Genomic DNA, 22419 nt, shown 5'->3' with positions numbered 1-22419 from the left:
CATCCGCCGCCCGAGCGGGTCGGTGAGCGGGTCAGTCCTCCGCCAGCTCCGCCACTCCCGTGATCCGGTGCAGGGGATAGGTGCGTACCTCGTCCGCCGTGTGGTCGTACGCCGTGACGAAGCCGCCCTCGACGCGGACCGGGGCGATGACGCGCTGGGTGGCGGAGCCCTCGGCGTTGACGTAGCCGATCCACAGGGCGCCGCCGGTCAGGACGGCCGCCTGCATGGTGGCCAGGGTCTCCGCGGAGGACGTGCGGGGCAGCTCGCCGGCCGCCGGCGGGGCGCCGGCGGCCGTCCCGGCGGGTTTGCGCGGCGTGGTCGCGGCGAGGTCACCGGCCCGGATGGCCCGGATCGCCGCCGTGAGAAGCGTGGCATCGGGCGGCGGCGGGCCGTCCGGGACCGGCTCGGGGGCGGTGCGCGGCGGGGTGCGGTGGGCATGGGCGCGGGCGATCAGCACGTCGCCCTCGGCGGACTCGGCGGCCGGTGCGTAGCCCATCGCGCGCAGCCCTTCCAGCAGCGCCGCCGGGTCGGACTGGGCGGCCAGCACGGTCGGCGCGAGCCGGCGCAGCCGCAGCGGGGCGGAGCGCTTGTCGGCCAGGATCTCGTTCAGCAGGGTGTCGTCGTCGCAGCGCACGTACGCCGAGGCCGCGCCCACCCGCAGATGACCGTGCCTGCGGGCCACGTCGTCGATCAGGTACGCGAGCGGCTGCGGGACCGGCGTACGGGAGTGCTCGGCGAGGAAGGCGTGCAGGTCGGTGGCGGTGCGGCCGGCGTCCAGGGCACGGCGGACCGAGGCGGGCGTGAAGCGGTAGACCGTCGCCCCGCCCTTCGACTCGACGTCCGCGAGCACACCCAGCGTGTCGGCGAGCGGGCGCCGCAGCGGTCCCGGCGCCACCGCCGTCAGGTCGGCCTGGAGCAGGACGTGGTCCAGGGGTTCGGGCAGGAGCGGGGCGAGGACGCGCGCGGCGGCGGCCGTCGCCACCGCCTGCTCCGTGGCGGAGAGCGGGGCGGGAGCGGGCGCGTGGTGGTGATGGACCGGGAGCTTGGCGCCCGGGCCCGCCTCCTCGTCCGCGGGCGCCGTGGCCGCGGACGCCGTCGGTGCGCCCAGCAGCGTGCGGCCGTGTGCCGACAGCGCGCCCCGGCCGGTGATCCCCAGCAGCTCCGCCTCCGACAGGGTCCAGCGGGCCAGCCGGGAGCGCAGGTCCTCCTCGCCGTCGTGCCGAGGGCCGCGCAGGGGCCGTTCCCAGCGCAGCCGGGCCAGGACCGACCCGGTGTCCGGGGCCGTGCCGGTCGGCAGCCCGGCCAGCAGGACCAGCACCCGGTGCCGTACCTCGGAGGCGGCCGAGCGGTCCAGGCCCGGGCCGAGCGCGGAGAGCGTACGGTCCTTCGCGTCCCGCCCGCCCACCAGCCCCGGCGTCCGGGTGACCGCCAGCCAGGTCTCGGCGAGCCGGGCCCAGCGCTCGGCGGCGGGCTGCTCCAGCCACTCGTCGTAGGCGGGCGTGGCCGCGTACCGCTCGTCGGCCTCGCCGTCGGAGGCGATCAGGCCGGCCGCGTACGCCAGTTCCACCCAGAACGCGGCGACCGGCTCCGCCACGTCCAGGGCGACGGCCGTGCGCTTGAGGTCGCGCACGCTCAGGCCGCCCGCCCGCAGCACCGCCGGGCCGCCCTCGTCCCAGTCCTTCAGCAGCTCCTCGACGGTCGCGAGCGCGGTGTACGCCTGCCCGGCCGCCGTCGCGTCCACCACCTGCGGGCTGTGGACCGCCGCCGGTTCCACGGCCGGCGGCAGCGGCTCGGGCGTTCGGTGCGCGCGGCCTTCGCGCAGCCGCAGGGCCACCTCGCGGGGCAGGACGACCGTGCCGGGCGCGGTCGGCAGCAGCAGGCCCCGGTCGAGCAGCCAGCGCAGATGTGCGGCCGGATCCGGGGTGACCTGCCCGTACGGCGGCCCCCACACCAGCCGGTCGAGCACCTCGCGGGCGCCCTCCGGGGCCCCGGCGAGCAGCTTCGCCATCTTCCTGCGGTTGCCGAACAGCGCGGTGAGCGCGGCCACGGCGGACACCGCGTCGTGCGTCGACGGCAGCCCGGCCGTCGCCACGATCTGCTGGATCCGGCCGGGCGACATGCCCGAGGACGCCTCCTGCACGGAGGGCCCGAGCCCGGTAGGGGAGGGGTGCTGCGCGGACGGCGCGAGGAGTTCACGGGCCGTGCGGACCAGCCGCAGCCGCTCGTCGTCACCCCAGACCAGCGCCTGCTCGCGCAGCGTGGCGAGGGCACGCGGCAGCGCCGCGGCCACCGTCTCGTCGCCCGCGTCACCGGCCATCAGCCCGTGCAGGGCGCCGTACGGCGCCGGGTCCGGGGCCACGGCCAGCGCCTCCGCCGTCTGCAGCGCGAACCGGTCCAGCCGCTCCAGCGCGCGCAGCACCGAGGCGCGGGTGCCGGCGCGGGTGGCCAGCTGGGTGAGGTCGGTCGGGACCGGCGTGATGAGGTCGGGCCGGCTGCGCAGGAGCGCGGACAGCGAGGCGTCGTCCCTGGCGCGCAGTGCTTCCGCCAGGGAACGGGGAGCTGGGTGGGCCGCTTGGCTCATCTGACCCACGGTAGCGGGTGCCGTCCCCGGCGGTCCTGCCACCGGACCCCGGTCACGGGCTTCTTGACGCCGCTCTGCGCTACCGTCCTCACGGGGTTCCATCGCCGTCGCCCCGGAGGGGTTTCCGTTGGGGATCGAGAGCGACCAGGTCGTCTACGAGTACCTGAGCCGTGTCGGGGACATCGCTCAGCAGCGGCAGCTGCCGTCGTCCACACGGATGCGGCTCGTGTCCGAGCTGCGGGGCGAGATCGACCGGCACCGGGCCAAGGTGACGGTGGACTCTCCCGCCGCCGTCCGCCGCATCCTGGAACGGCTGGGCAGCCCGGACGAGGTCGTGGAGGCGGCGGGCGGCACCTCCGGCACCCTTGGCCGGTTCCCGCAGTCGTCCGCCGCCGTGCCCGAACAGCCCGTACGGCCCGAGCCTTCCGCAGGGCCCGCGGCACGCGGGCGCAAGCCGGGGCGGGCGGACACCGAGGGCCGGGAACGGCCCAAGGGCCTGCGCCGGGTCGTCCCCCGCCAGCGCCCCGCCGACCCCGAGCCCGGACCCGCCGTCCCGCGCGACGCACCGTCCCCGCCGCATCTCGCCGCCGCCCACGAACTCGGTGACAGCGCGACCCGCCCCGACTGGTGGCGGCTCGGCGGCGGTCCCTTCGGCGGCGGGGCCGAGACCGACTCGGTGCCGGGGTTCGTCGGCGGTGTGGAGATCCCGGAACTGCTCAGGCGCCCGCCGGGGGAGACGGAGCCGAAGCAGACGCAGAGCACCGGGCAGGCGGCGGCGCCGGAGTCCGCGGCCGAGCCGGAGGCGGACGCAGTCGAGGCCGAGCCCGCCCGGCGCCGCCGCCTCCTGCCGCGCCCCGCCGCCGGCTGGACCAACCCCCTCCTGCTGCTGGCCGCCGCCGCGCTGGTCGCGGGCGCGGTGCTCGGGAACTGGTTCGCGCTGCTGCTCGGCTGGGTGATCGCGTACGGCTCCAGGCGGCTGACGCCCACGGAGACCAGGACGGCGGTGATGATCCTGCCCGGCACGGCGGTTGCGGCCGGTCTGGTGTGGCTGTGGGGGCGGGACAGCGGGCGCTGGGGGCAGCCGATCGCTCAGGGGCACATGGGGGACGCGGTCTCGGGGACCTGGCCGTGGGTGGTCAGGGGGGCGGCGATCGCCTCGGCGCTGTACCTGGTGTGGCGGTCGCAGCGGCGGAGGTGAAGCGCCCCGCAGGAGGAGAGCGCCCCGCAGGAGCGGGGGGAACCGCGCGGCGCAGGCCCGTCGGGAGGCACCCGGCACAATGGCGCATATGACTTTCACCGTCGGTTTCGACCTCGACATGACCCTCATCGACTCCCGCCCGGGCATCCACGCCTGCTACCTGGCCCTGTCGGAGCGGACGGGGACGTACATCGACGCCGATCTGGCGGTGACGCGGCTGGGGCCGCCGCTCGTGGAAGAGCTGGTCAACTGGTACCCCGAGGAGCAGATCCCCGCGATGGCCGACCTGTACCGGGAGATGTACCCGACGATCGCCATCGCCGCGACCCCCGCCATGGCCGGCGCCCGTGAGGCCATGGCCGCGGTGCGGGCGGCCGGCGGGCGGACCATGGTCGTCACGGCGAAGTACGAGCCGAACGCCAAGCTGCACCTGGCGCACCTCGGCATCGAGCCCGACGTGGTCGTGGGTGACCTGTGGGCCGAGCAGAAGGCGCAGGCGCTGCGCGAGTACGGCGCCACCGTGTACGTCGGCGACCACGTCGGCGACGTGCGCGGGGCCCGCACGGCGGGTGCCCTGTCCGTCGCCGTGGCCACCGGCCCCTGTCCGGCCGACGAACTGCGCGCGGCCGGAGCGGGTGTCGTGCTGGACGACCTGCAGGCGTTCCCGGGCTGGCTCGCGGGCTACCGCTCGGCGGCGGCCCGCGCCTGACGCCGTCCGGCCGTCACCGACACGAGCACCCCGGCGCCCGCGAGCACGAAACCGACGCCCATGAGCATGCTCAACAGGTACATGTATGTCGGAAATGGCTTGGCGCCGAGGAACAGCGGAGCCACCGTGACGAGGGTGGCCAGGGCACCGATGAAGAAGACGATGGCACCGGTGCGGATCAGTCGGTCACCGGGTGCGGCGGAATTCGTTTGGGTTTTGTCACGCACCGGACCAGGGTAGTTCCCAGCCGCAGAGAACAACCGGGGGACGTCTTGTCACCCGCTGGAAGACCATTAGCCTTGGTAGCGCTTGGTATGGGCGGGTCACGGTCGACCCGCTCCAGTGCTATCAAGAGCCGTTTCCTGAGTAGTTTTCCCGACGACATACGAGGACGAGGACAGACGTGCCTACCGGCAAGGTCAAGTGGTTCAACAGCGAGAAGGGCTTCGGCTTTCTCTCCCGCGACGACGGCGGTGACGTCTTCGTCCATTCCTCGGTTCTCCCCGCCGGAGTCGACGTACTCAAGCCGGGACAGCGCGTGGAGTTCGGCGTTGTCGCCGGTCAGCGCGGTGACCAGGCACTTTCGGTGACTGTGCTCGACCCGACGCCGTCCGTCGCCGCCGCCCAGCGCAAGAAGCCCGACGAGCTGGCCTCGATCGTGCAGGACCTGACGACCCTTCTCGAGAACATCACGCCGATGCTCGAGAAGGGCCGTTACCCGGACAAGGCCTCCGGCAAGAAGATCGCCGGCCTGCTGCGGGCGGTCGCCGACCAGCTGGACGTCTAGGACCCGTCAGGGGAAAGCGAGCGCATCCGGGCCGAGGGGCGGCAGCAGCCCCTCGGCCGCCGCGCGTGTGAGCAGTCCGCGGATCGCCGCGTAGCCGTCCTCGCCGAGGTCGGCGGTGAACTCGTTGACGTACAGCCCGATGTGCTGGTCCGCCACGGCCGGGTCCATCTCCTGGGCGTGCTCCATGACGTACGGCCTGGAGACCTCGGGGTCGTCCCAGGCGGCCCGTACGGAGGCGCGGATGGCGTCGGCGAGCCGGGTGAGCGCCTCCTCGCCCAGCGAGCGCTTGGCGATGATCGCGCCCAGCGGGATCGGCAGCCCGGTGGTCCGCTCCCAGTGCTCGCCCATGTCGGCGAGCTTGTGCAGCCCGTAGTTCTGGTACGTGAAGCGGGCCTCGTGGATGACCAGTCCGGCGTCCACCTTGCCGTCCCGCACGGCCGGCATGATCTCGTGGAACGGCATGACGACGATCTCGCCGACCCCTGCGGGGAGCGTGTCGGCCGCCCAGAGGCGGAAGAGGAGATAGGCGGTCGACTTCTCACTGGGCACCGCGACCGTACGGCCCGTCAGATCGACGCCCTCCTCGCGGGTGAGCACCAGCGGCCCGCAGCCGCGGCCCAGCGCACCGCCGCACGGCAGCAGCGCGTACTCGCCGAGGACGTACGGCAGGACGGCGTACGACACCTTCAGCACGTCGAACTCGCCGCGCTCCGCCATGCCGTTGGTGATGTCGATGTCGGCGAAGGTCACGTCGAGCGCGGGGGCGCCGGGGACGCGGCCGTGGGCGAGGGCGTCGAAGACGAAGGTGTCGTTCGGGCAGGGGGAGTACGCGATCTTCACAGGCTCACCGGTCGTGTGCGTCGTGTGCGTCATGTGCGTTCCAACTCTCCAGTACGGGGGCGAGGTTCCCGAACGCTGCGGTGAGTGCGGTGAGCGCGTCGCCGATGCGCCACGCGGCGCGGTCGCGTGGGCCGACCGGGTTGGAGATCGCGCGGATCTCCAGCACCGGCACCCCGTGCGCGGCGGCGGCCTCCGCGATGCCGAATCCCTCCATGCCCTCGGCGAGCGCGCCGGGGTGCCGGGCGCGCAGGGCGTCGGCGCGGGCGGCGGTGCCGGTGACGGTGGAGACGGTGAGGATCGGGCCGGTACGGGCGCCGGTGGCCGCGGACGCGACCCGCACGAGTGATTCCGGCGTGCGATGGGTGACGGTGCCGAAGCCCAGTTCGGTGACGGCGAGGAAGCCGTCGGCGGTCTCGGCGCCCAGGTCCGCCACGGTGATCGCGTCGGCGACGACGAGCGAGCCGACGGGCGCGTGCGGCGCGAAGCCGCCGCCGATCCCGGCCGAGACGACCAGGTCGTAGGGGGTGCCGTCGAGGGCGGCGGCGGTGAGGGCGGCCGCGGCGGAGGCGGCGGCACGGGCCGGGCCGACCCCGGCGGCGAGCAGATCCCAGCCGGCGGCAGCGCGGCACACGGCCGCGCCGGGCAGCCGTATCTCCGTGAGGCCTTCGAGGCCCGTCCCGGCCCCGGCCTTCGTGCCGGCTCCGGAGAACGCCCGTGCCACCGCGTCCCGTTCGGCGGGTACCGCGGTGGCTACGAGGACACGTGGGGAAGACGTGGTCAGGACGCCTTCTTCAGCTTGAAGGACCACAGGCCCTTGCCCGGGCTGCTGGTTCCCATCTGGATGGAGACCGTGTTGGTGTCGCCCTGGGTGCCGTACTGGGCGTTGAAGAACGCGCTGCCCGGGATCGTGCGGTACGTCTTCTTGCTGGAGTCGGTGAACTGGCGGCCGTTCACCAGGATGACCCAGCCGGCGTCCGCGATCTTCGGGTCGACACCGAAGCGGACCGTGTCGTCCGTGTCCACCGTGATCGACTTGACGTCGTTCACCTTCTTGGCGCACTTCGCCAGCGAGTTGGCGTCCAGCGCGTTGCCGTCGTTGTAGCAGAGGGCCTCGGAGTTGACCGAGCTTCGGCCGACGGTGATCGTCGCGACCGGCGTCGGTTTCTCACAGGCCGAGAGCAGGAGCAGTCCAGCGGAAACGGCGCCGGCAGCGGCGACGGCGCGGCGGCGTCGCACAGCGGATTGCAGCGTGGTCATGGCCGAAGGTTATCGGGCGTCCCGAGCCGTCCGCCCACGTGGGGTGCGGCGTGCCCGGTTCGTTACGCCAGGTGTGCCTGCGGCCGGGGAGGCCGTGTCCGCATCGTTATGCCGGGCGGGTGGTGGCGGACGCCGGGCGCGTCAGACCACGCGGGTCCGGGGACGGCCGCCGTGCCGGGCCGAGGCGAGCAGTCCCCTGAGGGTGGCCAGCCAGCCGACGGCCACGAACGCGGCGCCGATGAACAGGCCGACGGTGCCGTTGAGCGGCAGCACGATGCCGACGGCGCCGCCGAACACCCAGGCCATCTGGAGCAGGGTCTCCGAGCGCGCGAACGCCGAGGTGCGCACCTGCTCCGGCACGTCCCGCTGGATCAGCGCGTCCAGGGCCAGCTTGGCCAGCGCCTGGGCGAACCCGGCGACCGCGGCGAGACAGGCCACCAGCAACGCGCCGAAGAACACGGCGGCCACGAGCGCCGTACCGAGCACCACCGCGACGACGGTCACGATGATGATCTCCGGAGCGCGCGATCTCAGCCAGTTCCCCACGGCCGTGCCGAGCGCGTTGCCCGTCCCCGCGGCGACACCGACTATCCCCAGCGAGACCGCGGCGCTCTCCCCGGTCAGCGGGTGCTCGCGGAGCAGGAAGGCGAGGAAGAAGATCAGAAATCCGGACAGACAGCGCAGGGCGGCGTTGGCGCCGAGCGCGTGGGTCACGGCCGGCCCCACGGTCCGCAGCCCCGGCCGTTTCGCCTGCTCCTTCCTGCGCGGCCCGCGCAGATGCTCCGCGCCGGCCGCGAGCAGCGCCACGTCCTCGCCCTTGGCCGAGTCGACCTTGGGCGGCAGGGTGAACGACAGGACCGTGCCCGCGACGAAGATCACGAAGGCGCCGTAGAGCGGCCATGGATCGCCCACCTTGTGCAGCCCCGCCGCGATCGGCGCGGCGGCCCCGGTGGCCAGTAGCCCGGCCAGGGTGACCCGGGAGTTGGCCTTCACGAGCGAGAACCGGGGCGGCAGCAGCCGCGGTACGACGGCACTTCTGACCACGCCGTACGCCTTCGACGCCACCAGCACGCCCAGCGCGGCGGGATACAGCTCCAGGCTGCCGCTCGCCACCGCGCCCGAGATGATCAGCGCGAGCAGGGCCCGGGCCAGCATGGCGGCGGCCATCGCGGCGCGCCGCCCGTGCGGCAGCCGGTCGAGCAGGGGGCCGATGACCGGGGCGAGGACGGTGAAGGGCGCCATCGTGATGGCGAGGTACAGCGCGACCCGGCCGCGCGCCTCGGCGGTCGGCACGGAGAAGAACACCGTGGAGGCGAGCGCCACGGTGATCATCACGTCACCGGCACCGTTCACCGCGTGCAGCTCGATCAGCTTGCCCAGCCCCGACTCGCCCGCGCCCTGGGCGTGCGTGGCCTTGCGGATCCCGCGTGCGGTACCGGTGACCGGGAAGTGCAGGGCACGGCCGACGGAGCGGACGGCGCCTCCGACCCGGCTCGCACCGCCGCCCCGAACCCCACGCCTGTCCGCGGTCGCCACGTGCTTCATAGTGCCCCGAGAAGCGGCCGGATAGTGCGGTACGGCGCGCACGGCGGCGCACGGACCGAGAACGGGGCACTTACCGGCGGGTGGGCGGGCGAGAGAGAATGCCGCGTAGCGGTGACGAATCCTGTTCGGTGTAGCGTGCGTATCTCAGCCATAACGCAGAATGGATGGCAGAGGTGCGCCCGAGCGCGCGGATGCATGACGTCGATGCGGTCCCCCGGTCCGCTCCGTCGGCGGCCCGCCGGAGGCAGCCGCACTCGTGAGACGGCGTAGGAGAGAAGCGATACCTGTGAGCGCAGCGACAACGCGAAGCCGCACCCCCGACCGTCTGTGCGCGGAGGCCGTCGACCTCGCCCGCGCCGCCGCCGAGGAGGCCGCCGCACCCGGCGTGGTCGGCGAGCACGTCGGCCTGGTGTCGGAGGGCGACCGTGTTGTCACGCACTTCTTCGAGTGCAAGGAACTGGGCTACCGCGGCTGGCGCTGGGCGGTGACGGTGGCCCGCGCCTCCCGCGCCAAGGTCGTCACCCTCGACGAGGCGGTCCTGCTGCCCGGCCCCGACGCGCTCCTCGCCCCCGAGTGGGTCCCCTGGAGCGAGCGGCTGCGCCCCGGCGACCTGGGCCCCGGCGACCTCCTGCCCACCGACCAGGAGGACCTGCGCCTGGAGCCCGGCTACACGGGCGAGGAGGAGCCGCCGGTGAACTCGCCGCTCTCGCAGGAGCTGGCGGAGCTGGCGGAGGCGGAGGACGCCGACGTCACCCCCGGCGCCCCGGCGGCCCAGCCCACGGCCTCCTCCCGGGGCTCCATCGCCGCCGTCGCCGAGGAACTGGGCTTGCGTCGCGCCCGGGTCCTGTCCCGCTACGGACTGCATGTCGCGGCCGACCGCTGGGAGGAGGCCTTCGGCCCCAAGACCCCGATGGCCCAGGCGGCCCCGGCCACCTGTATGACCTGTGGCTTCCTCACCCCGATCGGCGGCTCGCTGGGCCAGGCCTTCGGCGTCTGTGCCAACGAGTTCTCCCCGGCCGACGGCCGTGTGGTCTCCCTCGCCTACGGCTGCGGCGGCCACTCGGAGGCCGCGGTCATGCCCAAGCCCCCGCAGCCGGCCCCGCCGGTCATCGACGAGACCAAGGTCGACCACTTCCCCCTCCGTCCCGCCCGCGACTCCGGCTCGGTCCCGGAGACGAGCGACGAGGAGACGGCGGAACTGGGCCACTCGTAGGTCACTCGAAGGGGCACCGGGTTCGCAGGGGCCGCTCCGCCCGTCGAGGGCCGCCCCGAGCCCGGGGCGGCCCGTTCCGCCGCCCGTCACAGACCGCTTCGCCGCCGCCCGCGACAGGTCCCTTCGCCGGCCCGGGCGGCCACCGCACCCCCCGTCGACAGCACCCCCACCCCCGCCCGCTGTACCTTCGTCCTCACGTCGACGAGGAGTGTGAACGTGACCAGCAAGTTCGTGCGGCCGGCGGCCGAGGGCGCCGACCCCTTCGGCACCGCTCGGCTGCGGCGCGGTGTGCTCGACGCCTGGGCCACCAGCCCCGCCCGGTTCCGGGAGGACGCCAACGCCGAGGAGGACCTGGTCCTCGGCGGCTACCGGGACCGGCTCGTCGTCGAGTTGGCCCAGAACGCCGCCGACGCCGCCGCGCGTGCGAACACCCCCGGGCGGCTGCGGCTCACCCTGCGCGACGGCGTGCTCGTGGCCGCCAACACCGGTGCTCCGCTGGACGCGGCCGGTGCCGAGTCGCTCTCCACGCTGCGCGCCTCCGCCAAGCGCGACACCGTGGGAACCCAGGGCGCCCAGGGAGCCGTCGGGCGGTTCGGCGTAGGGTTCGCCGCCGTACTCGCCGTCACCGACGAGCCCGCGATCGTGGGCCGGCACGGGGGCGTGCGGTGGTCGCTCGCCGAGGCGCGGGAGCTGGCCGCGGACACCGCCCGGCACAGCCCCGGGCTGGGGGACGAGGTCCGGCGGCGGGACGGGCATGTGCCCCTGCTCCGGCTGCCCTTCGCCGCTGAGGGCACCGCCCCGGAGTCGTACGACACCGCCGTCATCCTGCCCCTGCGCGACACGGCCGCCGCCGACCTCGCCGAGCGGCTCCTGGACGCCGTGGACGACGCCCTGCTCCTCGCCCTTCCCGGGCTCGAGGAGGTCGTCGTCGAGACCGACGGCGAGACCGCGCGCGTCCTTCGCCGGCGCAGCGACGGTGCCGTCACCGTCGTGGAGGACTCCCGGGCCGGTACCACCCGGTGGCGCACCGTCCTTGCGCACGGGCCGCTCACCCCCGACCTGCTCGCCGACCGGCCCGTGGAGGAGCGGCTGCGGCCCCACTGGTCCGTCACCTGGGCCGTGCCCGAGGACGAGGCCGGGCGGCCGGTACGGCCCCGGACCGCGTCCGTCGTGCACGCGCCCACCCCCAGCGACGAGCCCCTCGGCGTCCCGGCGCTGCTCATCGCCTCCTTCCCCCTCGACACCACCCGCCGGCACGCGGCCCCCGGCCCCCTCACCGACTTCCTGGTGCAGCGCGCGGCCGACGCCTACACCGAACTCCTCGCCGCATGGCGGCCGGTGACGGACGGAATCATCGACCTCGTGCCCGGGCCGCTGGGCAGGGGCGAGCTGGACGGCGCGCTGCGCCAGGCCGTGCTCGAGCGGCTGCCGCGCACCGCCTTCCTGCCCCCGGCCGTTGCGCCGGAGGCGGGTGACGACGAGCTTCCCGACGTTCTGCGGCCCCGGGACGCGGAGCTGGTGGAGGGTGCCGGGGCCGCGACCGTCCGGGTGCTCGCCGAGGTGCTGCCCACCCTGCTGCCCGCCGGGCTCGAGCGCCGCGCCGAACTGCGCGGCCTCGGCGTCGCCCGGCTCTCGCTCGCCGACGCCGTCGACCGGCTCGCCGGGCTGGAGAGGGACCCCGACTGGTGGTGGCGGCTCTACGACAGCCTCGCCGGGGTCGATCCGGACCGGCTCTCCGGTCTTCCCGTGCCGCTCGCGGACGGCCGGACCACCATTGGGCCCCGGCAGGTGCTGCTGCCCACCCCGGACGCCGCCCGCATCGACGCGGACGTGCTCGGCCGGCTCGGGTTGAAGGTCGCCCACGAAGACGCCGCGCACCCGCTGCTGGAGAAGCTGGGCGCACTGCCCGCCACCGCGCGCGCGGTGCTCACCACCCCGCAGGTGCGGGCCGCCGTCGCGGCCTCCCTGGACGAGGAGGGCGCACTGGGCTGGGAGGAGGACGCGCCGGACGCGGAGGAGCTGGCCGACACGGTCCTCGCACTGGTGCGCGACGCCGGGCTCGAGCCCGGGGACGAGCCCTGGCTGGGTGCCCTCGCCCTGCCCGACGAGGACGGGGAGTTGGCCCCGGCGGGCGAGCTGGTCCTTCCCGGCAGCCACCTCGCCCGGGTGATCCGCGAAGGCGAACTGGCCGCGGTGGACCACGAGCTGGCGGAGCGGTGGGGCGAACAGCCGCTGACCGCCTGCGGAGTGCTCGCGAACTTCGCGCTGGTCCGCGCCGCCGACGTCGTCCTCGACCCGGACGAACTGGAGCCCCGGGAGGGCGACTTCGCCGAGCCGGACGACGCCGGGCTGCTCGACGCCGTCGACGTGTGGTGCGAGGACATCCTCGACCGCTTCCCGGACAGCCCCGTACCGCCGGTCGCCACCGAGCTGATCGCCGTCCGTGACCTGGACCTGGTGGACGACGACCACTGGCCCGAGGCGCTCGCCCTGCTGGCCCGGCCGCCGCTGCGGGACGCCCTCACCCAGCCGGTCCGCATCCTGCTGCCCGACGGCACCCACGAGGTCGTACGGCCGTACACGGCATGGTGGCTGCGCGGCCACCCCGTGCTCGACGGGCGCAGGCCCGCGGGCCTGCTCGCGGCCGGCGGCGACCGGCTCCTGCGCGGCCTGTACGACGAGGCCGACGCGACCGGGTTCGAGGACGAGCAGGTGCTGCGCGCCCTCGGGGTGCGGACCTCGGTCGCGGCCCTGCTGGACGAGCCCGGCGGCGCCGCCGAACTGCTGGACCGGCTGGCCGACCCCGACCGGCCGGTCACCTCGGCGCAACTGCACGGACTGTACGGCGCGTTGGCCGAGCTGGACCCCGAACAGGTGACCCTTCCGGACGAGCTGCGGGCCGTGGCCGACGGGCGGGTGGAGGTCGTGGACGCGACCGAGGCGGTCGTGGTCGACTCGCCCGACCTGCTGCCCTTCACCTCCGGGGTGCCGCTGCTGCCGGTCCGGCCGGCCCGGGCCGCCGAACTGGCGGAGCTGTTCCAGGTGCGGCGGCTGAGCGAGTCCGTCACCGGCGAGGTGCACTCCGAGGGGACCGAGCACGACGTACCGGAGTCGGTGCGGGTGCTGCTCGGGCCGCGCACCCCCGAGACGTACGTCGAACACGAGGAACTGGTCGTGGACGGCGTGGAGATCGACTGGCGGCTCACCGACGACGGGGTGCTGCACGCGGCCACCCTGGAAGGGGTCGCGGCCGGTCTGGCGTGGGCGGCCGGCCAGTGGCCGCGCCGGTTCGAGGTGGCCGCGCTGCTGGAGGACCCGTCGCGGACGGAGGAGCTGGCCCGGGACCGCTGGTTCGACTAGCTTCGCAGTTCTCTCACCAAATCTTCAAACTTCGTACAACTGTCCCCCTGCGTGCCGAGTCTGACGCACCGGAGTCAACGGATTCCGATCACTACGCACGCAGGGGAACACATGCGTATTCGCGCCTCTGTCGCCGTCGTCGGCGGCGCTCTGGCCCTGTCCGCCCTCGCCGTGCCGGCCGCCCAGGCCGACGGCAGCCAGGGCGACACCAGGATCACCAGGGTGGTCGTGGACGGCGACAACAAGGTGTCCATCGGGACCTCGGGTGCGCCGACCGTCGAGGTCAGCGTGACCGCTACGGACAACTCGGGCATCAAGGGTGCCGAGGAGTTCGCGCTCTCCGGCCCGGACAGCGGCTTCTTCCAGACCGTCAAGCCGACCTGCACCGCGGTCAACGCCACCACCTCCACCTGCACCGCCTCGGTGAAGATCGACCCGAAGGTCGACTACCTCACGAACAAGAGCGCCGGCACCTGGTACGTGGACGCGTGGATCGACGCCAAGGACGGCGACTTCGTCTGGAAGGAGAAGGCCGGCTCCTTCTGGTTCCAGCGCGCCTCCAGGCTGTCGGTCAACGCCACTCCGGAGCCGGTGAAGAAGGGCCGGACCGTCACCGTCACCGGTGCCCTCACCCGCGCCGACTGGGAGTCGCTCAAGTACGGCGGCTACGGCTCGCAGTCCGTGCAGCTGCAGTTCCGCAAGAAGGGCAGCAGCACGTACACCACGCTCAAGACGGTCAAGGCGGACTCCAGGGGCAACCTGAAGACCACCACCACGGCCACGGTCGACGGCTACTACCGCTACTCCTTCGCCGGCAACTCCGCCACCGCCGCGGTCAGTGCCGCCGGTGACTACGTCGACGTGCAGTAGTCGCCGCAGATTCACGGCATCACCGGTACAACCACCCACTCCCTTCACGGGTCTGATCACCCGAGTCGACTGACTCCCTGATCACTTGGACCCGTGTCCACCTTTCTCCATACAGGGGAACGCACATGCGCATACGTGCCACCGTGGCCGCCGTCTCCGGCGCCCTGGCCCTCTCCGCCCTCGTCGTGCCCGCCGCCCAGGCCGCCGACGCCGGTTCGTCGTCCTTCCGCGCCGACGCCGCGAAGGTCCTCTCGCACGCCGCGTCCGGCAAGTCCGCCTTCAGCGCCGCCACCGCGACCGCGAAGCTGAACGTCACCTTCTCCAACCTCAAGATCGCCAAGGCGGTCAGGGTCGGGACGACCAACCACGTCTCCACCAGCGTCACCTTCACGCTGACGCACGGCGCCGACGTCGACATCAAGTCCTCCGACTTCGCGACCGGCCCGTTCCTCTACAAGGGCTCCTCCAGCAACCCGGGCAACATGCTGTTCGGCGACAACCCGGCCACCTGCACGGCCACCTCGGCGACCACGGCCAGCTGCAAGGGCCTGATCGACATCTACCCCGGCCCGAAGGACGAGGAGCTGGTCAACTCCGACGCGGGCACCTGGCACGCCGGCGCGCTGGCCCTCAAGTACAGCACCACGGACTCCGCCGCCCAGTTCAACCTCGGCACCACCCTGGTGCAGCGCAACTCCACGCTGACGGTCGACGCCGCCCCGGAGCCGGTGAAGAAGGGCGCCACCGTGACGGTGACGGGCAAGCTCTCCCGCGCCAACTGGGAGGACCACCACTACCACGGCTACACCGGCCAGTCCGTGCTGCTGCAGTTCCGCAAGCAGGGCTCCAGCACCTACACGACGCTCAAGACCGTCAAGACGGACTCCACGGGCAACATCCGGACGACGACCAAGGCCACGGTCGACGGCTACTACCGCTACTCCTTCGCGGGCACCTCGACCACCACGGCGGTCAACGCCACGGGTGACTTCGTCGACGTGAAGTAGGCCTGTGCCCGAGGCGGGCATTGCTCACGTCATGCATGGCTGACGTCATGGACAGGCAATGCCCGCCCCAAATCCGGCCGGAAATCGATTTGCTGTACAACCGGTTGCGGGGGCCACGGATCTGCGTGAGTCAACCGACTCCCCGATCACTTCTCCCTCCAGGGGAACGCACATGCGCATACGTGCCACCGTGGCCGCCGTCACCGGCGCCCTGGCCCACTGGTCCAGCGCGCCTCCAAGCTGACGACCGGCACGAGCGCGACGTCGGTCACCAAGGGCAGGACCCTCACCGTCACCGGCAGGCTGACCCGCGCCGACTGGGAGAAGCACACGTACAACACGGTGGGCGGCCAGTCGGTCAAGCTCCAGTTCCGCAAGTCCGGCACGAGCACGTACACCACGGTCAAGACGGTGACGACGGACTCGTCCGGCAACCTCAGGACCACCGCGACCGCGAGCGCCGGCGGGTACTGGCGCTACAGCTACGGCGGCATCTCCACCACCCCGGGTGTCAGCGCCACGGGCGTGTACGTCGGTGTGAAGTAGTCACCGGCCGGTAAGCAGTCACCGGCTAGTCCGGAAAGCGGCGGTCGACCCACTTCCACATCCACTCCAGGGCGGCCGCCGCCACCACCGCGATGCCGACGGCGGTCCACGGCATCGTCACCCCCACCAGCTTGAGCGCGAAGAAGCGCTGCAGCGCCGGGACGGCCAGGACCAGCAGGAAGGCCACGCCCATCGCGACCACGAGCGTCACCCGCCACCAGGTGTAGGGGCGGGCGATGATCGCAAGGATCCACAGGGAGACCAGGAACAGCGTCAGGGTGGCCGCACTGGTCTCGGCGTTCAACTGGCCGGGTCCGGCGTAGTGGTGGCGGGCGATCAGATACGTCACGAAGGTCGCCACCCCGCACACCACGCCCCCCGGGATCGAGTACCGCATCACCCGCCGCACGAAATGCGGTTTCGCCCGTTCCCTGTTGGGGGCGAGGGCCAGGAAGAAGGCCGGGATGCCGATGGTGAGGGTGGACAGCATGGTCAAGTGCCGGGGCAGGAAGGGGTATTCGACCTGCCAGCACACCACCAGGACCGCCAGCAGCACCGAGTAGACGGTCTTCACCAGGAACAGCGTCGCCACACGCGTGATGTTGCCGATCACCCGGCGGCCCTCGCCGACGACCGACGGCAGGCTGGCGAAGCTGTTGTTCAGCAGCACGATCTGCGCCACCGCCCGGGTGGCCTCCGAGCCCGACCCCATGGCGACGCCGATGTCGGCGTCCTTGAGTGCGAGCACGTCGTTGACGCCGTCGCCGGTCATCGCGACCGTGTGCCCCTTCGACTGCAGAGCGCCGACCATGTCCCGCTTCTGCTGCGGTGTGACCCGTCCGAAGACGGTCCCGGCGTCCAGCGCCTCGGCCATCCGCGCCGCGTCGGCGGGCAGCTGCCGTGCGTCCACCGCCGTACCCTCCAGCCCCAGCTCGGCGGCGACCGCGCCGACCGAGACCGCGTTGTCCCCGGAGATGACCTTGGCGCGGACGTCCTGCTCGGCGAAGTAGCGCAGGGTGTCGGCCGCGTCGGGGCGCAGGCGCTGGGCGAGGACGACGAGGGCGGCGGCGCGGGCGCCATGGGCCGGCTCGGGCTCGTCCAGGTCGCGGCGCGCGCGGGCCAGCAGCAGCACCCGCAGCCCCTGCTGGTTGAGCCGCTCGGTGTCGGCGAGGGCCGGGTCGCCGGGGGCGAGAAGGACGTCCGGGGCGCCCAGCAGCCAGGTGCTGGTCTCGCCGTCGCCCTCGCTGAACGCGGCCCCGCTGTACTTGCGGGCCGAGGAGAAGGGCAGCGATTCCACGCAGCGCCAGTCCTCGCTGTCGGGGTAGGAGTCGATGATCGCCTGGAGGGAGGCGTTGGGGCGAGGGTCGGACTCGCCGAGCGCGCCGAGGACCTTGCCCACGTACGTCTCGTCGTACCCGTCGAGGACCCTGAGCTGGGTGACGTCCATGCCGCCCTCGGTCAGCGTGCCGGTCTTGTCCAGGCAGACGGTGTCGACGCGGGCCAGCCCTTCGATCGCCGGGAGTTCCTGCACCAGGCACTGCTTGCGGCCCAGCCGGATGACCCCGATCGCGAAGGCGACGGAGGTGAGCAGCACCAGCCCCTCGGGGACCATCGGGACGATGCCGCCGACGGTACGGCCCACTGCGTCCTTGAAGCCGTTGCTCTTGACGACGAGCTGGGTGATGACGAGGCCGATCGCGGCCGGGACCATCATCCAGGTGACGTACTTGAGGATCGTGGAGATACCGCTGCGCAGCTCGGAGTGGACCAGGGTGAAGCGGGAGGCCTCCTCGGCGAGCCGGGAGGCGTAGGCCTCACGGCCGACCTTGGTGGCCTCGAAGGCCCCGCCGCCCGCGACCACGAAGCTCCCGGACATGACCTGGTCGCCGCGGCGCTTGACGACGGGGTCGGCCTCGCCGGTCAGCAGCGACTCGTCGATCTCCAGCCTGTCGGACTCGGCACACACGCCGTCCACGACGATCTTGTCCCCGGGACCGATCTCGATCAGGTCGTCGAGCACGATCTCACTGGTGGCGACCTCGACGGCCGTCCCGTCCCTGCGGACCGTCGGCCGGGCCTCGCCGACCACGGCGAGCGAGTCGAGGGTCTGTTTGGCCCGCCATTCCTGGACGATGCCGATACCGGTGTTGGCGAGGATCACAAAGCCGAACAGGCTGTCCTGGATCGGCGCGACACACAGCATGATCACCCAGAGCACACCGATGATCGCGTTGAACCGGGTGAAGACGTTCGCCCGGACGATCTCCCCGAGTGACCGGCTGCTGCGCACGGGGACGTCGTTGACCTGCCCCCGCGCGATGCGCTGCGCCACTTCGGCGCCGGTCAGCCCGGCCGACGGGCTCCTCGGCAGGGCCACGGGATGCACGGGGTCGAGTTCGGAGCCCGCGTCTATGTGGGTCATGTAATCGACGGTACGTGGGGCTTTGCCCCCCTGCCTGCTATCCGACCGATGTCGCCCCCGCGGCGGTCGCCCGCCTGATCGCCGCGTCCCGCTTCCTGACGTACCAGATCCCGATCAGCCCGAGCCCGCCCCCGGCCAGGCAGGTCCACAGCCACCACAGATGGCCATGGCTGTCGAACCAGCCGTAGAAGGGCAGCTGGACGAGGAAGAGGACGAACCACACGATCGTGCCGCCCGTGATGGTGGCGACCACGGGGCCCTCCAGGGGTTCCGGCGCCTCGTGCCTAGGGGTCCACTTAGCCATGGGCACAGCTTACGAGGCCGTCAGGTCTACGCGCGGAGATAGCGATCTAGCACTCATACGTTCATACTGAAACCGTTTGTCTTTGTCCACTTCTGCTCGTATGAAACTCCAAAGAGGCTCGGGGGAACCTCTCTGGTGATGAGGTCCTGCATGTCCACCTCGGCACCCGCCAAGGCCCCCACCCCCGAAGTGCCGGGCGGTTCGCCGGCCCACGGCGCGCTCGACCGCTACTTCAAGATCTCCGAGCGGGGCAGCACCGTCGCCCGCGAGATCCGCGGCGGTCTCGCCACCTTCTTCGCGATGGCGTACATCATCGTGCTGAACCCGATCATCCTCGGCAGCGCGAAGGACATGTACGGGCACCACCTGGACAACGGCCAGCTGGTGACCGCGACCGTCCTGACGGCCGCCTTCACCACCCTCCTCATGGGTGTCATCGGCAACGTCCCGATCGCGCTCGCCGCCGGCCTCGGCGTGAACTCGGTCGTCGCGCTCCAGCTCGCGCCCCGGATGTCCTGGCCGGACGCCATGGGCATGGTCGTGCTGGCCGGTTTCGTGGTCATGCTGCTGGTCGCCACGGGCCTGCGCGAGCGCGTGATGAACGCCGTGCCGTTCGGGCTGCGCAAGTCGATCTCGATCGGTATCGGCCTGTTCATCATGCTGATCGGCCTCGTCGACTCCGGCTTCGTCACCCGTATGCCGGACGCCGCCCAGACCACCGTCCCGCTCCAGCTCGGCGTCGGCGGCCATCTGCACGGCTGGCCGGTGCTGGTGTTCGTCCTCGGCGTGCTGCTGACCTTCGCGCTGATCGTCCGCAAGACGCCCGGCGCGATCCTGATCTCGATCGTCGGCATGACCGTCCTCGCGCTGATCATCAACGCGGTCACCCACGTCGCGTCCTGGGGGCTGACGGTCCCCAAGTGGCCGGGCAATCCGGTCTCCACCCCGGACTTCGGCCTGGTCGGCCAGGTCAGCCTGTTCGGAGGCTTCTCCAAGGTCGGCGTGCTGACCGGCATCCTGTTCGTCTTCACGGTCCTGCTGTCGTGCTTCTTCGACGCGATGGGCACGATCATGGGCGTCAGCGACGAGGCCAAGCTGACCGACGCCCAGGGCTACATGCCCGGCATCAACAAGGTCCTCTTCATCGACGGCCTGTCGGTGGCGGCGGGCGGCGCCAGCTCCTCCTCGGCCACGACCGCGTTCGTGGAGTCCACGGCCGGTGTCGGCGAGGGCGCCCGGACGGGTCTCGCGAACGTCGTCACGGGCGGACTCTTCGCCGTCGCGCTGTTCCTCACCCCGGTCGCCACGATGGTGCCGTCCCAGGCGGCCACCCCGGCGCTGGTCGCGGTCGGCTTCCTGATCCTGTCGAACTCGATCAAGGAGATCGACTGGGCCGACTACACCATCGCGATCCCGGCGTTCGTGACGATGCTGATGATGCCGTTCACCTACTCGATCACCAACGGCATCGGCATGGGCTTCATCACCTTCACGGTCCTGCGCCTGGCCGCAGGGCGGTTCCGGGAGATCCCGGCCGCCATGTACGTCGTCTCGGCCGTCTTCGCCTTCTACTACCTGATGCCGGCCCTGGGTCTCACGTGATCAGGCCGGGGCCCGTGGCCCCGTAGAACTTCTCCGTCTCCTCGACGGCGGCCTGGAACCGCTCGTCGAAGTCATCGCGAATGAGCGTCCGGACGACATAGTCCTGGACGCTCATTCCTCTTTTCGCCGCGTGCAGCCGGAGCCGCTCGAGCAGCTCCCCGTCTATCCGCAGGCTGAGCACACTGGTCCCCATGCCTACGAGGGTCGCCACATCCGGCCGCCCCGCGCGTCACTTTCCGGAATCGACTCACTCATATGGGTGATCGAGGGGTTCAGTGGCCAGGGTCACGGGCATTGCACGGGTGTCGCGGTGGTCTTTAGAAAGAGTAATGAGTTACTCTAAGGACATGCCGGACCTGGACCTGACCCATGGCGACGACGCTGCCGCCGTGAACTCCCTCCGCTCGGCCGTGATGCGGCTGAGCCGTCGGCTCAAGCACCAGCGGGTCGACGAGTCGCTGAGCCCCACCGAGATGTCGGTGCTCGGCACCCTCTCCCGCTGCGGCTCGGCCACACCGGGCGAGCTGGCCCGCAAGGAGCACGTCCAGCCGCCGTCGATGACCCGCATCGTGGCGCTGCTCGAAGCCAAGGGGCTGGTCCGGCTGGAGCCGCATCCCGAGGACCGGCGCCAGAAGGTCGTCACCCAGACCGAACAGGCCGAGGCGATGCTCGAGGAGAGCCGCCGCAAGCGCAACGCGTTCCTGTCCGGACTGGTCGAGGGCCTCGACGAGGACGAGTGGGCCAAGCTGCGCGCTGCGGCCCCCGTGCTGGAGAAGCTCGCACACCTGTAGACCGCCGATAGAGGAGGCGACCGACTTTGAGTACGGGATCCGGAGCACCTTCCGCCCCCGCACCGACCGCACCTACGACCCCCACCGCCCCCAAGTCCTCGATGTTCAGCTCGCTGAAGGTCAGGAACTACCGCCTCTTCTTCATCGGCCAGGTCGTCTCCAACACCGGCACCTGGATGCAGCGCATCGCCCAGGACTGGCTCGTCCTCAGCCTGACCGGTTCCTCCGCGGCCGTGGGCATCACCACGGCCCTGCAGTTCCTGCCGATGCTCCTCTTCGGTCTGTACGGCGGTGTCCTGGTGGACCGCCTGCCCAAGCGCCCCACGCTGCTGGTGACCCAGTCGGCCATGGCCCTGTCCGGTCTGGCGCTCGCCGCGCTGACCCTCACCGGCCACGTCCAGGTCTGGCACGTCTACCTCGCCGCGTTCGCCGTCGGTCTGGCGACCGTGGTCGACAACCCGGCCCGGCAGTCCTTCGTCTCGGAGATGGTCGGTCCCGAGCAGCTGCAGAACGCGGTCAGCCTGAACTCGGCGAACTTCCAGTCCGCCCGCCTGGTCGGCCCGGCCGTCGCCGGCCTGATGATCACCGGCGTGGGCACCGGCTGGGCGTTCCTCGCCAACGGCCTGTCCTTCGCGGCCCCCATCACCGGTCTGCTGCTGATGCGCGCCCGTGAGCTGCACGCCGTCCAGCGCGCGCCGCGGGGCAAGGGACAGCTGCGCGAGGGCCTGCAGTACGTGGCCGGGCGTCCGGAGCTGATCTGGCCGATCGTCCTCGTCGGCTTCATCGGCACTTTCGGCTTCAACTTCCCGGTGTGGCTCTCGGCCTACGCCGAGCACATCTTCCACGCCGGGGCCGGCGGCTACAGCCTCTTCAACACCCTGATGGCCGTCGGCTCCCTGGTCGGCGCCCTGCTGGCCGCCCGGCGCGGCACGGCCCGGCTGCGCATCCTGATCGCCGCCGCGCTCGCCTTCGGCGCGCTGGAGATCGTGGCCGCGCTCGCGCCGTCGTACGGGCTGTTCGCCCTGCTCATGGTCCCGATCGGGATCTTCGGGCTCACGGTGAACGTCACGGCGAACACCGCGGTGCAGATGGCCACCGACCCGGCCATGCGCGGCCGGGTGATGGCCCTGTTCATGATGGTGTTCATGGGTGGCACGCCGCTCGGCGCGCCGGTCGTCGGCTGGATCACCGACACCTACGGCGCGCGCGTCGGCTTCGCCCTCGGCGGCATCGTCTCCGCCGCCGCGGCCGGTGTGATCGGCCTGGTCCTGACCCGCATCGGCGGCCTGCGCCTGTCGGTGGGCTGGTACCACGGCCACCCCCGGTTCCGCTTCGTCCCGCGCGAGCGGGAGGAACTGGCGACGGCGGCCTGACGGTCCGGCCCGCA

At 72.3% G+C, this 22419-nt stretch carries 19 protein-coding genes and 1 pseudogene; 11 read left to right on the top strand and 9 right to left on the bottom strand.

The window, feature by feature from the left end:
- Nucleotides 1–31: 31 nt before the first annotated feature.
- Nucleotides 32–2581 carry a helicase-associated domain-containing protein gene (locus tag GQF42_RS20820; protein ID WP_158922094.1) on the bottom strand — a complete coding sequence of 850 codons (2550 nt, stop codon included), beginning with the start codon at nt 2579–2581 and terminating at the stop codon, nt 32–34.
- A 127-nt stretch (nt 2582–2708) separates the two neighbouring features.
- On the opposite strand from GQF42_RS20820, the gene GQF42_RS20815 reads away from it, so the two are divergent.
- Both GQF42_RS20815 and GQF42_RS20810 read left to right on the top strand, forming a co-directional pair.
- On the top strand, nt 2709–3779 hold the full coding sequence (locus tag GQF42_RS20815) for a hypothetical protein (protein WP_158922092.1): 1071 nt from the start codon (nt 2709–2711) through the stop codon (nt 3777–3779).
- 79 nt (nt 3780–3858) lie between these two features.
- Entirely contained in the window at nt 3859–4488 is a 630-nt protein-coding gene (locus GQF42_RS20810; protein WP_158922090.1) for an HAD family hydrolase, read from the top strand.
- Here the strand turns inward: GQF42_RS20810 and GQF42_RS20805 are convergent.
- Complete coding sequence (locus GQF42_RS20805) at nt 4461–4715, bottom strand: hypothetical protein (protein ID WP_158922088.1); 255 nt, start codon at nt 4713–4715, stop codon at nt 4461–4463. The genes GQF42_RS20810 and GQF42_RS20805 overlap by 28 nt on opposite strands.
- A gap of 176 nt (nt 4716–4891) precedes the next feature.
- Here GQF42_RS20805 and GQF42_RS47285 point away from each other — a divergent pair, with 176 nt between their 5' ends.
- A complete protein-coding gene (locus GQF42_RS47285; RefSeq protein ID WP_158922086.1) occupies nt 4892–5275 on the top strand; it encodes a cold-shock protein in 384 nt (127 codons plus the stop codon).
- Nucleotides 5276–5281: 6 nt separating this feature from the next.
- On the opposite strand, the gene GQF42_RS20795 is transcribed toward GQF42_RS47285, so the two are convergent.
- From GQF42_RS20795 to GQF42_RS20780, 4 genes are all read right to left on the bottom strand, one after another.
- A complete protein-coding gene (locus GQF42_RS20795; RefSeq protein WP_158922084.1) occupies nt 5282–6148 on the bottom strand; it encodes a 1,4-dihydroxy-6-naphthoate synthase in 867 nt (288 codons plus the stop codon).
- Complete coding sequence (locus GQF42_RS20790) at nt 6120–6923, bottom strand: futalosine hydrolase (protein ID WP_158922082.1); 804 nt, start codon at nt 6921–6923, stop codon at nt 6120–6122. Before GQF42_RS20790 ends, GQF42_RS20795 begins: the two co-directional genes overlap by 29 nt.
- A complete protein-coding gene (locus tag GQF42_RS20785) occupies nt 6893–7372 on the bottom strand; it encodes a DUF2771 domain-containing protein (protein ID WP_158922080.1) in 480 nt (159 codons plus the stop codon). The genes GQF42_RS20790 and GQF42_RS20785 overlap by 31 nt, the downstream gene beginning before the upstream one ends.
- Nucleotides 7373–7513: 141 nt before the next feature.
- Complete coding sequence (locus GQF42_RS20780; protein ID WP_158922078.1) at nt 7514–8917, bottom strand: MFS transporter; 1404 nt, start codon at nt 8915–8917, stop codon at nt 7514–7516.
- A 286-nt stretch (nt 8918–9203) separates the two neighbouring features.
- Here GQF42_RS20780 and GQF42_RS20775 point away from each other — a divergent pair, with 286 nt between their 5' ends.
- From GQF42_RS20775 to GQF42_RS45965, 5 genes and pseudogenes are all read left to right on the top strand, one after another.
- Complete coding sequence (locus GQF42_RS20775; RefSeq protein WP_158922076.1) at nt 9204–10130, top strand: DUF3027 domain-containing protein; 927 nt, start codon at nt 9204–9206, stop codon at nt 10128–10130.
- A 216-nt stretch (nt 10131–10346) separates the two neighbouring features.
- Nucleotides 10347–13490, top strand: coding sequence for a sacsin N-terminal ATP-binding-like domain-containing protein (locus tag GQF42_RS20770; RefSeq protein WP_158922074.1), 3144 nt, complete (start codon nt 10347–10349; stop codon nt 13488–13490).
- 111 nt (nt 13491–13601) lie between these two features.
- Nucleotides 13602–14360, top strand: a complete 759-nt coding sequence (locus tag GQF42_RS20765) for a calcium-binding protein (protein ID WP_158922072.1) — start codon at nt 13602–13604, stop codon at nt 14358–14360.
- A gap of 125 nt (nt 14361–14485) precedes the next feature.
- Entirely contained in the window at nt 14486–15367 is an 882-nt protein-coding gene (locus GQF42_RS20760; RefSeq protein WP_158922070.1) for a hypothetical protein, read from the top strand.
- 222 nt (nt 15368–15589) lie between these two features.
- Nucleotides 15590–15913: pseudogene (locus tag GQF42_RS45965) on the top strand (hypothetical protein); the annotation flags it as partial.
- Between the two features lie 25 nt (nt 15914–15938).
- Here the strand turns inward: GQF42_RS45965 and GQF42_RS20750 are convergent.
- Nucleotides 15939–18335, bottom strand: coding sequence for an HAD-IC family P-type ATPase (locus tag GQF42_RS20750; RefSeq protein WP_158922066.1), 2397 nt, complete (start codon nt 18333–18335; stop codon nt 15939–15941).
- Nucleotides 18336–18372: 37 nt separating this feature from the next.
- Complete coding sequence (locus GQF42_RS20745) at nt 18373–18639, bottom strand: DUF2530 domain-containing protein (protein WP_158922064.1); 267 nt, start codon at nt 18637–18639, stop codon at nt 18373–18375.
- Nucleotides 18640–18789: 150 nt separating this feature from the next.
- Between GQF42_RS20745 and GQF42_RS20740 the strand changes: the two genes are divergently transcribed.
- Nucleotides 18790–20241, top strand: a complete 1452-nt coding sequence (locus GQF42_RS20740; protein ID WP_158922062.1) for an NCS2 family permease — start codon at nt 18790–18792, stop codon at nt 20239–20241.
- Here GQF42_RS20740 and GQF42_RS20735 read toward each other — a convergent pair.
- Nucleotides 20234–20434, bottom strand: coding sequence for a ribbon-helix-helix protein, CopG family (locus GQF42_RS20735; protein WP_158922060.1), 201 nt, complete (start codon nt 20432–20434; stop codon nt 20234–20236). The two genes, GQF42_RS20740 and GQF42_RS20735, sit on opposite strands and share 8 nt — an antisense overlap.
- 154 nt (nt 20435–20588) lie before the next feature.
- Between GQF42_RS20735 and GQF42_RS20730 the strand changes: the two genes are divergently transcribed.
- The gene (locus GQF42_RS20730) at nt 20589–21032 is read left to right on the top strand and encodes a MarR family winged helix-turn-helix transcriptional regulator (RefSeq protein ID WP_158922058.1); all 444 of its coding nucleotides are present in this window, start codon (nt 20589–20591) and stop codon (nt 21030–21032) included.
- 26 nt (nt 21033–21058) lie between these two features.
- Entirely contained in the window at nt 21059–22405 is a 1347-nt protein-coding gene (locus tag GQF42_RS20725; protein WP_158922056.1) for an MFS transporter, read from the top strand.
- Nucleotides 22406–22419 lie beyond the last annotated feature (14 nt).

Origin of the sequence: Streptomyces broussonetiae (assembly GCF_009796285.1) — a bacterium.
Lineage (GTDB): Bacteria > Actinomycetota > Actinomycetes > Streptomycetales > Streptomycetaceae > Streptomyces > Streptomyces broussonetiae.
The sequence above is the reverse complement of the archived record's forward strand: the minus strand, read 5'-3'. Positions and strand labels throughout refer to the sequence as shown.